A 13,637-nucleotide genomic window follows, 5' to 3' on the forward strand; every position below is an offset into this window, starting at 1 on the left:
TCAGCCGGATTTTGGCAGCGCGGTTTCCGCAAAACCCGTGGCGATCGAGCGGTGGCCGAGCAGGGTCTTGAGCTGATTAGCCACCGATTGCCCAGCCGCACCCGCGAGCAACCCGAAATGATCGCTCGCAATGTCGTGGGTGGTGATGGAGGTTTGGAGCAGGGTTTGCCAGGTGGCGGGGGAGTCGGTCAGGTCTACCTGAATGGCCGGCAGGGCAAGGGGATTATCGGCCGCTGTGAAGCCCAAGGTGCTGCGAAACAGGGTGACCCGAGCACGACAAGCAAAGGGTTCAGGGTGATAGGCACTGAGGAGGCGATCGTGCCGAGCGGCCAACCGCAGATTTTTATCCAAGAGTCGCCGCAGTTGCTCTGGGCGCAGGGGAGAACAGGCCGCCAGGTGATCGGTCATGAGGTTGGTGTAGTCCGCTGGGGCGACGGTTTGGAAATCGTCGAGACTCAGGGGGCGAGAACCACGCCAGCGGTGAACCAGCAGGTTGGTGATCAACAGGGGAGCGAAGGCCGGATCGACGATCGCGGGGTGCTCCTTGATCGATCGCAAGTCTTCGGAACCGGGCGCATAGGTATCCAGCAGGATCAGATTGGTAACAGACTGGCCCCGCTGCTCCAGCAGGCGACACATTTCCACGGCCACCGTTCCACCGAATGAGTATCCCCCCAAGCGATAGTCGATCGCGGGGTGAAAGGTTTCAATCAGCGACAGGTAATGTGCGGCCATCGCCGTGATGCTCTCTTGGGGCACGGATTCATTGGCTTCAATGCCCATCAGGGGGAAATCTGGCCCCAGGGATTGGCTGAGGGACTGGAGCCAGTTGGTATCTCCCGGCGCACCGTGGATCCAGAAGGAAGCGGGCTGGGATCCTTGGTCGTGGAACACCATTAGGGGGCTGGCTCCGACGGGCGCGGCGGGCGCAGGCGGGGAGCCAAGGGCCGCTTGCAGTTGCGCCAGGGTGGAGTGCGCCAAGAACAAATTGGCGGGCAGCGATCGCCCCCATAGCCGTTCGAGGGATCGCCGCAAATCCGCTTGCACCAAGGAATCGACCCCCACAGTGCTCAGATCGGTATCTTCGGTGAGCAACGCCGGATCCAGGCCCAGGGTCTGGCTGAGAAGCGATCGAAGGGTGGCCATGGCAGTGGGAGCAGGCGTGGCCAAACCAGCGGGGGTCACCAGGCCAGCGGAAACGGCCGTGGAAACCGCTGCCGAGACCACCTCTGAAACTGCCTCCGCAACCGCCTCAGCCCCCGTTGCTGCAACCGCACTGGGCGATCGGGGAATCCAATGGCGGGTTTGGCTAAAGGGGTAGCCGGGTAGGGAGACTTTTTGGGGAGGAATGGGGCGATCGCTGGCCTGGGCGATCGCGCTGAGTTCCGCCTGAACGGCTTGCCAGGCTTGGGCCAATTGCGCGAGGGGCGATGTTTCAATCAGCTCCCCGATCGGCCATTGCCCCTGTGCCAGCCAGGTTTGCATCTGCTCAAACAGGGTCGGGTAATCGGAGGCCACAAAGGCAACCCGCTGGGCCAAGGCCTCCCGGCCGGTTTGCAGCGTATGGGCAACATCCGCCAACGCATAGCGCTCGCCTTCGGTTTGCAAGGCATCGCGCAGGGCCACCACCGCAGTGCGGAGGGCTTGGGGCGTTTTGGCAGACAGGGGAATCACTTCCGGCTGCGGCTTGGCCACGGCCGGTGCGGGGGTGGCCGCCGAATCCAAGACGCGCTCTAGCAACAGATGGCAATTTGCACCACCAAAGCCAAAGCTACTGACCCCAGCCCGCAACACGGCTTGCCCGGAGGGGTCGATCGCCGGTTCCCAGGGCTGCGGGGCGGTCGGGATTTGGAACCCGCCGCGCTCCAGATGCAGCAACGGATTCAGGGATTGTTGATGGAGCGTGGGCGGAATTTGGCGGTGTTGCATCGCCAGCACCACCTTCAGCAGCCCCGCAATGCCGGAAGCCGGTTCCAGGTGGCCGATATTGGTCTTGACCGATCCCAACCAACGGCGGGGAACTGGTCGATCGGCTCCCTCGGGCGTGGCCGGGCCCCTTAGCCGACCAAAGGCCTCCGTGAGGGCATCCACCTCGATCGGGTCTCCAAGGGCCGTACCCGTGCCGTGGGTTTCAATCAAGGTAATGGAAGCCGGATCCACCGCCGCTTGCTGATACACCTGGGCGATCAAGTCAGCCTGGGCCTGAGGGTTCGGAGCCGTCAGGGACATGCCATGGCCACCATGGTTCACCCCAGAAGCCCGAATTACGCCGTAGATATGATCGCGATCGGCCCGGGCTTGGGCTAATGATTTGAGGCAGACCACGCCCACGCCTTCGCCCTTCACATAGCCATTGGCCCGCGCATCAAAGGTGTAGCAGCGTCCCTCCGGCGACAAAACCCCCATCCGCGCCGCCATTATCACGGCCGTGGGAGACAGGAGCAAATGCACACCCCCCGCGATCGCCAAGGGGGCCTCGCCGGAGCGGATGGCCTGCACCGCCCGATGCACGGCCACCAGGGAGCTAGAGCAAGCGGTGTCAATAATTTCGCTGGGGCCGCGCAGATCCAGCAGGTAGGACAGTCGGTTGGCAATCATGGCGTGGGCGTTACCCGTGGCCACCTGGGGGCCCGCATCGGGGCCAAACCGCTCCACGTACTCATTCATCTGCACCCCCACAAACACGGCGGTGCGGCTGCCGGCCAAGGAGGAGGGCCGAATGCCCGCATCTTCCAAGGCGTGCCAGGCCTGCTGCAAAAACAGCCGATGTTGGGGATCCATCTGCTCCGCTTCCCGAGGAGAAATCCCGAAAAATAGCGGGTCAAAGGTGGCCACCTCCGTCAGGAACCCACCCCAGCGAGCAGCCTCTTCCCGGCCAGTCCCGGTCAGTTGGGCAGCGCAGTCCCGCCAATCCCAACGCTCCGGCGGGGTTTCCACAATCAGATCCTTGCCCGCTGCCAGGTTTTGCCAAAAGTCCTGCAAGCTGGGAGAACCGGGAAACAGGCCGCTGATGCCAATGATGGCCACGCCGGAGTCTTGATCGGGCAAGGCCGGCGCGCCGGGCCCGGCGGGCGCTGGGGGCCTGGCGACCACGGCATTTTCATTATTTCGCTCCGCCCCATTACCCTCGGGGGGAACCAAAACCGCCGCGATCGCGCTGGCATAGTCCGTTTGCAGATGTTCAGCCAGGGCGGCCAAGGTTCCCACCCGGAAGAAGAGGGAAGGACTCAGATCGATCGCGTAGCGCCGGTTAATGCGCGTGGCAAATTCCCGCAGCAACATCGAATCAAACCCGTATTGACTGAAGGGAGTCTGGGGCTGGAGTTTGTGGGGGGCGATCGCCAAAACAGCTCCCGCCATCTCAGCCAATTCTTGGGTTAATTGCTCGGTGATTAATGGGTTGGTGGTTAATGGGTCGGTGGTTAATGAATCGGTTAAATCACGGGTGACCCGAGCAGCCGTGGGTGGGGCGATCACCGGGGCCTTCTGCTCGGGGATCGTTGCCGCGATCGGGGGTGGTGTGATCACCGCAGAAGTCGCCCCGGGCAACCAAGGACGCAACAACCGCTCCAGGGCAGGCGGCTCCCCATCGCAAATCACCACTCGGGCATGTTCCGAGGCCAATAACCCCGCCAAGACTTGCAGGGCGTCGGATGTTTGCAGGAGCCGCAGCCCCGTGGCCGCGAGATAGAGATCTTGGGACTGGGGATCGAGGGTCATGCCGCCTTCGGCCCACAGGGGCCAGGCGATCGCCACGCCGCCGTTTGCTTCCGCGATTGCATCGAGATAGCGATTGGCGCAGGCATAGTTACAACTGCCCAAGTCCCCCGCCACCGCCGCCAGGGATGAAAACAGAATCCGCAACGAGAGCGACGACCAATCCAGAACGGTTTGGAGCACCTGAGCGCCCAGGATTTTGGGACGCAACACCGCCGCAAACTCCGGCCAACTGAGGGATCCCAAGGCCGCCTGCCCCTGAAGACCCGCACAGTGAACCAGGCCCTCGATCGCCCCCCATTCAGTGGTCACATGGGCCACCATCACTTCCATGCTGATCAGATCCGTGAGATCCACCGCGTAGTAGCGTGCTTCACCGCCGGCCCGACGAATGGCGGCCAACTGCGCCTCGATCGCCGGAGACAGGGGCGATCGCCCGGTCAACACCAGCCGCGCTTGATGGTGTCTGGCTAAATACAGCGCCACCTGAGATCCCAGGGCCCCGGCCCCGCCGGTCACCAGAATGACGCTACGAGGGCGCAAGGTCACCGCAGGCGCAGTGGCAGCCTCCCAGGCCACCCAGTCTTCGCCGTAGCGTTTCCCCAGACGATAGAGAATATCCGCATCCACCCAAGGAGTCCGCACCTCATCGGTCAGGATCCCGGGCCAAGTCTTGGCCTCCGCTTCCACGCGAATGGTGCGCAACCGCAGGCGAGCACAGGCGGCCGTGAGCGATCGCCGGAAGCCACCCACCGCCACACGGCCCGGCACATCGCCCCCCGCCCCGGAAAACACATAGTGAATATCCAGGGGTTTAGATTGGGTTTGCAGCAGGGCTTGACTGAGCAAAAACATGCGATGCAAAGGCGTTTGCTGTAAATCCCGGCTCGATCGGGAGTCCGCAGCCAACTCCGTGAGATCCCAGGCTTGGATCAGGCATTGCACGGGCGGACAGGCCGCCAACAGCCGGGTATAGTGCTCGGCCGCATGGGGATCGATCCGAAAATCCATGGGCAAGGGATCGGCAGCCAACGGCTCAAAGGGCCCTGACCCTGGCAACACCCCAATCACCACCCGGGGAGCCAGGCGATCGCGCACCGCCTGCAACACCTCTGCATTGGGGGCAAAGAACAGCACCGCCGACGACGAGGCGCAACGCTCCAGGGGAGCCGATCGCCAAATGGGATAGAACCGGTGGGGCGGTGAGGGCGAGGGCGCGGGGGTTGGCTCCGACGGGAGGGCCAGCCAGTGCCGCTCCGGCTCAAAGGAATAACCCGGCAGGGGCACAGGATTCCCCGATCCCTCCCAAGGGGGCAGCGGGCCACCCGCCAACCAAGCTTGGGCCGCGGCGGGAAGGGCATTGGCCAGCGCACCGATCGACCATCGTTTCAGGGCTTGGATTGCCGCTGGCACCGAATCGGCCATGACCGCCGCCCGGCACTCCATGGGCACACGGCCCCGGTGGAGTGTGGCCGCCACATCCGCCAAGGCCAGCGTTGCGCCATGGGTTTCCAGATACTGGGCCAGGTTCCGCACTTGCCGTTCCAAGGCGGCAGGATGACGGGCCGACAGGGGCAACAGCAAGGGAACCTGGGGCTGATCGCCCGAGGCAGGAGCCACGGTGGCGGGGGTTGGCTCATAGCTGGCCAAAATCACATGCACATTCGTGCCCCCCGCCCCAAAGGAACTGATGCCCGCCCGACGCTCACCCACCCAGGGAGATCGCGCCGTTTGCAACACAAAGGGGCTGTGGCTGAAGTCCAGGACTGGGTTAGGCGGTGTGCAATGGAGCGTGGGCACGAGGGTTTGGTGGCGCATCTGAAGCACCACCTTGATTACCCCCGCCACCCCCGCAGCGGCTTCCAAATGGCCAATGTTGGACTTCACCGATCCCAACGCACAGAAGTGCGATTGATCCGTGTAGCGGCGAAAGGCCTTGTCTAGCCCCCGCAATTCCAAAGGATCCCCCACGGTCGTTCCCGTGCCATGGGCTTCCAAATAGCTCAAGGTAGCCGGAGAAATGCCCGCATCCTGTAGGGCCAGCTCAATCAGTTCCGCTTGGGCCTCGGGATTGGGAACCGTGTAGCCCGTGGTCAGGCCATCTTGATTCATGGCGCTACCGAGGATCACCGCCTCAATTCGATCGCCGTCGGCCTCCGCCAACGACAGGGGCTTCAGCAACACCGCTCCCACCCCTTCACCGGGCACAAACCCATTGGCCCCCTGGCCAAAGCTATGGCAGCGACCATCGGCCGCCAAGAAGCCCAAACCGCTCAGGGCAATGTATTTAGAAGGATGCAACAGCAGGTTCACCCCTCCGGCGATCGCGACGGCACATTCACCCCGCCGCAAGGACTGGACAGCCAAGTGAATGGCCGCCAAGGACGAGGAGCAGGCCGTATCCACCGCCAAACTGGGGCCCTTGCAATCCAAAAACCAGGACACCCGGTTGGCCACGGACCAATAGGAGGAGGATCCGAGAATTTGGTTACTGCGCAACCATTCCTGGGCCGAGAGCAACTGATAACTGCCCCAGGTGATGCCCACAAAAACGCCCACCCGACGCGGGGAGCCATCGGCCGCCTGACGCAGGCGATCGGGGGTGTAGCCCGCATTTTCGAGAGTATGCCAGGCGGTTTGCAGAAACAGCCGCTCTTGGGGATCCATGGAAACCGCTTCTCGGGGAGAAATCCGGAAAAACAGGGGATCGAATTGATCAACCCCATCCAGAAATCCACCCCAACGGCAGACGCATTGGCTGGCGTATTGGTCAGGATTCCAGCGGCTGGCGGGCACTTCGGTAATGCAATCTGCGCCCGCCGCCAGGTTGGTCCAAAAGTCCTCCAGGGTGTTGGCTCCGGGGAAGCGTCCGGCCATGCCAATGATGGCGATCGGTTCCTGGGGATTGAAGTGGCGAGATCGGGGGGTTTGGGCTAAATCTCCCGGGCGATCGGGAATGGGTGGGGCGCAGGTTGGTTCCACCACCGAGACTTCAACCCCGGGGAATTGCCCCCCAGGAGCCTCCACCAACCCCAAGGGGGACACCGAAGAATCGGTTGGTTTCGGTATCGGTTCCGGTGTCGGTTTGGATGCGGGTTCTGTTGGTTCCGCCGATCGGCTCGATCGCAAATACGGGGTCAGGGCGGCCACGGTGGGATTTTCAAACAGCAGGGCTGAATTAAAAACCCGGTCTGAGGGCTGTCTTTGAATGGCTTCACTCAGGCGCGCCAATTGCAGCGAATCAAACCCCAATTCTCCCAGTCGGGCTTGGGGGTCAATTTCTTCGGGCCGCAAACCCAGCAGGTCAGAAATGATCGATCGCAAAACGGGCAGGGTATCCGGAGCCGCGGACTGAGTAGCCTGGGGAGCCGCAGGCATCGGATTGGCGGCCAGGGGCCGAGCCACCTGAACGGGTGTTGCGGAGGGGGCTGGGGAGCCGCTTTGGCAGCGGCCCTGAAGAAACGCTTGGAATTTTTCCGGCTCCCCCGGGGCGATCGCCACTTGGGGATGGGGTTGGCGGATGGCCCAATGGATCAGTTCCAGGCCCTGGGTGGGGGTTAGGGGTTGCAGTCCCGCCATGTCCGCCATCCAAGCCTGGGAAACCTCCGTCAAGGCCATACCACCCCCTTGCCAGAAGGGCAGATTGAGGGTGCGGCTCACGCCCGATCGCTGTTGCCGTTGCCGCTGGGTTTCCCGTTGCTGAATCCAAGCATCCAAGAAGGCGTTGGCGGCGGCATAATCGCCCTGGCCCGGGGCCCCCATCAGGGCACTGAGGGAAGACAGGCACAGGAAAAAGTCCAGCGGATCCTGGCGCGTGAGGGAATCGAGATAGACGGTTCCTTGCACCTTGGGTCGCAAGACTCGCCCGAAGGTGGGCCGATCTTTGTGGATCAGAAGCGCGTCTTCAATCAGGCCGGCGGCATGGATTACGCCGCGCAGGGGCCGGCCCGTTTGGCGGGCGGCATTGACCACGGCGATCGCCCCGTCCCAGTCGCCCACATCGGCCGCCACATAGGTGATTTGGGCCCCTTGGGCCCGCCAAGCTTCCAGGCGCGCGGTTTTGCGATCATCTAGGGGCGATCGGCCCACCAGCACCAACGACACCGGAGCAGAGCCGATCGCGTCTTCAACCAACTGTTGGCCAATGGCCCCCAAGCCGCCGGTGAGGATATAGCAGCCGCCCGTTTGCCAGAGACCGGACGGGGCCGGGTTCCCTGGCGCGATCGCGGGATCCAACAACTGCCAGGTGCGCACCCGAGACCCCGTTGATTGGAACTGAAGATGGTTCAGTTCTGGACGCTGCCACAGCAGGGCGATCGCTCGCAGCAGGTCTCGGGAAGGATGGTTCAGCTCCGTCACCCCCGACAGCACCGCCGGCCGCAATCGGGTGCTTTCCTGGCCCACGGCGGCACAAAAGGCCGCCGCCGCCGCCGTCCAGGGAGCAGCCGGATCATCTCCCAAATAAATCCAGGACACCGGACTAGGAATGGTTTCGGGCGATCGCAACAGGGCCCGAAATCCGTAGAACAGGGGGTAGAGCGTTTGGGTTAGGCCCTGGCGGATCGCCTGCGGGGGCGCATCGCCCGGGGCCGCCGTTGCCCCCCCCCGGAAAAGCACATGGGTGGGCGTGAGGCCCTGATGGGCCAAATGAGCTAGCAGTTCGCCAAAGTCCGACTCCCGCGAGCTGTTCAATCGGTAGCGATCGCCCGGTAGCGGTTCAAAGGCCAGGCCCGGAAGCACCTGAATCACCCGCTGGAACCGGCAGCAATCGGGATGGGCCCGCACCGCTGCGGCCATGGCCGCTCCCTCGGCCTCGGGGCCAATCCAGAGGAGCACTTCACCCACCACGGGATCGGCCACAGTTCCCGGAACGGCTTCCGGGGCGATCGCCCGCCAATCGGGAATCAAAACCCCTATCGCTCCTTGGGGCAAGGGCGACTTTTTTTCCGAGGGTAAATCAGGAGAACTGGCTGGGGAACTCGCCGGGAGCGGCTCCGCTCGGTCGGTGTTGAGCGCAGCAGTCACGGGTTGGGCCGGCCGGGGAAACCAACAGGGGCGCAACTCAAACGGATAGGGCGGCAGGGTGACGCGGCGGGGTTTGGGCCCCAGCCACAGGGCGGCCCAATCCACCTCGGCCCCTTGAACCCAGGCGGTGGCCAGGGCAAGGGGGGAATCGGGCCGAGTGCGAATCACTCGATCGTCTGGCCCACAACGCCCCACCAATCCTTGGGCGATCGGCCCGTCGGCCAAAAAGGCTTCCCATTGGCTCAACAGGTCTTTGAGATTTTTGGCCACCACGGCCAAGCGATAGGGCAGGGCAACACGCCCGGTTTGCAGCGTCCAAACCAGCGCCACCCAATCGATCGGGGCTTCCGTTGCCAAGAGTCCTGGGTTAGGGGTGGGGTCTGGCTGGGGGGAGTTTTGGGGGTGAATCAGCGCCGATCGTAGTTGGCGCACCCAAGCTTCGAGTCGTTCCCGATCGAGGGCCGAAACCGGCACCACATATTCCTCCTCCGACACCCTCAGGCCGCCCGCAGTGGACGGGGCCGTTGCCACCGGATCAAACACAGGGCGATCAAAGCCGTTACGTTCAGCCCCCAAGTGATTCCAGCCCCCTGAGACGGATCCATTACGATCCCACGGGGTTTGGGCCCTGGCCGGGTCGGGATTCGATCCCGATCGCCCCGACTCCGATCGATATTCCTCCACAATCAGGTGCGCATTCACCCCACCGGCCCCAAAGGAGCTGATACCCGCCCGCCGAGGCAGGCCGGGCCAAGCTTGCCAGGGCGTGGCCTGGGTTTGCACCCGCACCGGGGCTTGGTCAAAGGCAATATGGGGATTCGGATCGGTGGCATACAACGAGGGAGCCAACTGGCCATGGCGCATCTGGAGCAGCACTTTGGTGAGTCCCGCAATGCCCGCCGCCGCCTCTAGGTGGCCAATGTTGGCCTTCAACGACCCGATCGCGCAGTAGGGCTGGTCATGGGTCCCGAGGGCTTCGGTTAGCCCCGCCACCTCGATCGGGTCTCCCAACGTCGTGCCCGTGCCGTGGGCTTCGATGTAGGACAAGCTGTGCGGATCCACCATTGCATCCTGGAGTGCCGATCGAATCACCGCCGCCTGGGCCGTGGGGTTGGGCACAGTGTAGCCAGACACCTTGCCGCCACTGTTGACCGCCGAACCGCGAATGACCCCCCAAATCCGATCGCCATCCCGCTCTGCGTCGGCTAAGGGTTTGAGCACCACCACGCCCACCCCTTCACCGGGAACCATGCCCGATGCTCCGGCCCCAAAGGGACGGCAAACCCCATCGTTCGCCAACATCTTCATTCGATGCAGGGTCAGCAAATGCCGAGGATGCAAAATCAGATTCACCCCACCGGCCAAGGCCGCCCGGCATTCTCCCCGCCGCAGACTTTGCACCGCCAGATGAATGGCCACCAGAGAGGAGGAGCAGGCCGTATCCACGGCCAAGCTGGGGCCTTGAAAATTGCAAAAGTAGGAAAAGCGATTGGCGATCGAGGAAGGCGAAGCACTCGTCAGCACACAATCGCCCTGCAGCGAAGCCTCAGCAGCCAAGAGCTGATATTCACCGTACATCACCCCCGCAAACACCCCAACGGCTCGCTTGGCGGCCGGATCGGGCGATTGCACCAGGGTATCTGGGGTTAAACCCGCATCTTCCAGCGCGGCCCAGGCCACTTCCATAAACAGCCGCTCTTGGGGATCAATCCCCGCCGCTTCCACAGGCGAAATGCCAAAAAAGCGTGGGTCAAAGGTATCGATCACCCCTAGCCAGCCCGCCCGCCGCGCCGTGGGATGCTCGGCCAATTCAAATTCAGGCGACCCAAATTCACGACCGGGCGGCGGTTCACTAATCACATCGCGCCCGGTGATCAGGGTTTCCCAAAAGGCCGCCAAGTCCGCGCCGCCTGGGTAGCGACCCGCCATCCCCACAATGGCGATCGCCCCATCGGCCACCGCCAGGTTGGTCGAGGCCATCGATCGATCTTGGCTGGGGCCCTGGCTCGATCGGCCCATGGGCCCCGGGGCGATCGGCTCCGCAACCGGCTGACCACCGCCCGCCAATTCCGGTGCGAGCGTTGCGGGGGTAAGCGATGTTGTTGAGGCTGAGGTTATTGAGGAGGTTATTGAGGCTGAGGCTGAAGTGGTCGATCGGGGCGCAGATGTCAACGGTGATAAGGATAAGGATGCGGGTAGCGGTGCGGGAACCGGTGCGGGCGACAACCCTGGAGAGGGCAAAGGGGGAGACAGTTCCCCAGAAGACGCAGGAGCAGCCACAACCGACGGAGCCGCCGGCCGAGCCGCCGCCACCAAAGCAGCGATCGCCTCAGGCTTATTCGCCTCAAGCCATTGGGTCAACGCATCCAGCGAAGGGCATTGGAACAGCAGCGTTTGGGGCAGCAGGCCAAAGGTTTGCTCTAAGGCGCGAATCAATTCCAGGGTCACCAACGAGTCCACCCCATAGGTCTCGAAGTTGGCTTGGCGCGATAGGGTTGTGCCCTCCAGGCGCAACACTTGCCCAAACACCTGCCGTAAATGAGCCAAAACCACCGTTCGGGAATCCCCTTCGGCCAGGGTGGGAGCCGACGGCGATGAGGGTGCAGCGGACGGAGCCGATGGCGGAACCGGGCGATCGGGAACCATGGGGGCCCCTTGGGGAGCCGCCGCCACCGTGGGGCACTCAATCCAACCATCGCTCGCCCCCAGAAGAATCGTCTCGATCGGCAATCCCGCATCGGGCCGGGCAGGACTCGCCAGGTGAATGGATTGGAACCCGGCCGCCCGTAACAGGGCTTCCCACTGGGCGGGACTCAGGAGCGGCGCATGGGGCAAGCGCCAATCGCCATCCCCAAACAGCCACCATCCCTCCGTGAGTCCAAAGGTCAGGGTGGCAAAGTCTTGAACCCGGGTTCCTTCATTGAGCACCAGCAGGCCATGGCGCTTCAGCAGCCGTTTCGCCTCGCGCACGGAAGCGGTCACACTCTCCGTGGCATGGAGCACATTGGCCGCCAGCACCAGGTCATAGCTACCGGGAACCAAGGACTGGGCCGCCACATCTTGGGCAATATTTAACACCCGAAATTCACAGAAGGAGCGGCCTTGAGCCAAGGTCTGCTGTGCTTGATGTACTAGAGCGGGCGAAATATCGGTGAAGGTGTAATGAACACTGGTTGCATAGGGATCCAAGGCTTTCAGCACCGCAAAACTGGTTCCCCCAGTGCCGCCACCAATCTCTAAAATTCGGAAGGGCTGTTGGGGCGTGGGTTGAGCGGCCGCCACCGTGGCCGCGGCGGTGGCGGCGGTCAAGTCGTTGTAGTAATCCATCAGGGGATTGCCGCGATAGATCCCTTCCACCTGGGCAGCGGATCCCCGAGGGAAGAGAATCTCGAGGGGATCGCAGGCCCCACGCAAAATGTCGCCATAACGTTCTAAGCAGCGATCGAGCAGGGTCAGACAAGGATCAATGCCCACGTAGCGCGATCGCAGTCGATCGGCCTCGGCGGGGCTGTTGGCAATCCGGCGATCCATTTCCGGTGTGAGGCACAGGGGCGTTAACCCCAACCCATCGCCCTGTTCCGCCAAAAATCCAGCCCGGGTGAGCAAATCGCCCAAGGCCCAGAGCAGGCGTTCATAGCGGGGCTGCACTGCCAGTTGCGTCATCACCGATCGCACGGACCAGCGATCGGCCGCCGATCGCAGCAACCCCAGTTGGCGCAAGGTGGCCAGCAGTCGCCCGTGGGCATAGGCTTCAAGCTGTTGGAAGGCCTCGATCGGCTCAGGTGCGATCGGGCGTTCTTGCACAAACCGGGCCATGGCCTGGGCCGCCGCCGGGAGCACGGGCGGGGCAATCGCCCTTGCCGGTTCCGTAGTCCAGCCCGTCAGTTCCAACTGGGCCAAAATTTCCGGGGCGACCAGCATGGGCAAGCATTGACGCACTTCCCAACGCAACAGCCGCGCCAGGGTTTCCACCCCCTCAGCGGTGTTGATGCCCAAAATGCCCTGCTTTTCAATTCGTCGGCTATAGAACTCGGTGGCCACAATGCCCGTTTCGCGCCAGTAGCCCCAGTTAATGATCTGGATTCGAGGCCCCGTGGGAGGCAGCGCCAAGGCGAAGGCATCCTGGAAGGTGCAACCGGCCGCATAGTTACTTTGCCCCGCATTCCCCATCAAGGCATTGGCCGACGAGAAGAAGATCAGAAAATCCAGGGGTTGCTGGCGGGTCAGTTCCACCAGCAGCCAACTGCCCGCCACCTTGGGAGCCAGGGCCGCTTGCAGGGCCGCCAGGGTCATGGTGCGCAGGCTGGCATCTTGCAACACCAGGGCGGAATGAATCACCCCTCGCAGGGGCCCCCAGGTTTGCTGAATCTCTTGGATCAGACCGGCCATGGCGACGGGATCCGTCACATCGACCGATCGGTATTGAGCGATCGCCCCCAAAGCCGTGAGTTCCCGCAGTTGGCCGGCTCGCACTTCGGTGAGGGGACGGCGACCCGTCAAAATCAACTTGACCCCAGCGATCGCCGCCAGACATTTGGCCGCTTCGTAGCCAATGCCGGTCATGCCACCCACGATCAGGTAGCAGCCGCCGGGATGAATCGGCAAGGGACGCGAATCCGGCGGCAAGGCCATGGGCTGAATGGCCCGCAGCAACCGACGCGTTCCCCGATAGGCCAACTCCAGCCCCGGTTCCGCCGCTGGTTCCGTGGCAATTCGGCGGGCCAGGTGGGCGAATGGGTTCGTTCGATTCGTTTGATTCGTTAGATCAGTGCGATCGATTGGCTCAACCAGTTCCAGATCCACCCGGCTGAGATCCAAGCAGGTCACTGCCAAATCCGTGAATTCCCGGGACAGGGCCTTGGTGAAGCCAATCACCGTGGCTTGCCAGGGCTGAA

At 63.2% G+C, this 13,637-nt stretch carries 1 protein-coding gene (cut by a window edge); it reads right to left on the bottom strand.

The window, feature by feature from the left end:
* Nucleotides 1–13,637, bottom strand: partial view of an SAM-dependent methyltransferase gene (locus VPK24_RS07095; RefSeq protein ID WP_393011676.1) — the final stretch only. The gene runs 15,358 nt beyond the window's last position; the window shows 13,637 of its 28,995 coding nt (coding positions 15,359–28,995); the start codon falls outside the window, past its right edge; its stop codon occupies nucleotides 1–3.

The organism is Limnothrix redekei LRLZ20PSL1 (assembly GCF_043235035.1).
Classification (GTDB): Bacteria; Cyanobacteriota; Cyanobacteriia; order CACIAM-69d; family CACIAM-69d; genus CACIAM-69d.